General features: G+C 38.0%; 1 pseudogene. It reads left to right on the forward strand.

Features of this window, described 5'->3' with window-relative positions:
• Positions 1–83 precede the first annotated feature (83 nt).
• Positions 84–574: pseudogene (locus Q4496_RS17920) on the forward strand (transposase); the annotation flags it as partial.

The following is a 574-nucleotide window of genomic DNA, read 5'->3' on the forward strand; positions in this document are numbered from 1 at the left end:
TTATTAGGCCACCCATAATAACGTGGATGAAATTCAATCCATAAACTAAGCTTAATTTACCTTGATTAAGTTTGGTGATTATTATGCCTAAGCCACGCTCACAACAAATTAGTTTATCCGATACCCCGTATTACCATATTTGCAGCCGCACGGTACGAAAGGCTTTTTTATGTGGGGTAGATAAAGAAACCGGTGTTAGTTACGAGCATAGGCGAACATGGATTGAGAAACGCATATTTCAATTAGCAAAAGTTTTTGCCATCGACATTTGCGCACATGCCGTGATGCATAATCATTTACATCTCGTATTACATGTAGATAGTGAACAAGCTAAAAGCTGGACAACAGCAGAAGTACTACAACGCTGGCATCAGTTATTTAAAGGCACTTTACTAACTCAACAATATCAAATGAAACAACCGCTTGATAAATATCAACTGGCTATGGTTAAAAGCACAGCAGATATATATAGAAACCGCCTTATCGATATTAGTTGGTTTATGCGCTCGCTTAATGAGCCCATTGCTCGAAAAGCAAATCAAGAAGATAAATGTACAGGTCATTTTTGGGAAGG

This window comes from Colwellia sp. 5_MG-2023 (assembly GCF_030547795.1).
In the GTDB taxonomy this organism is placed as follows: domain Bacteria; phylum Pseudomonadota; class Gammaproteobacteria; order Enterobacterales; family Alteromonadaceae; genus Colwellia.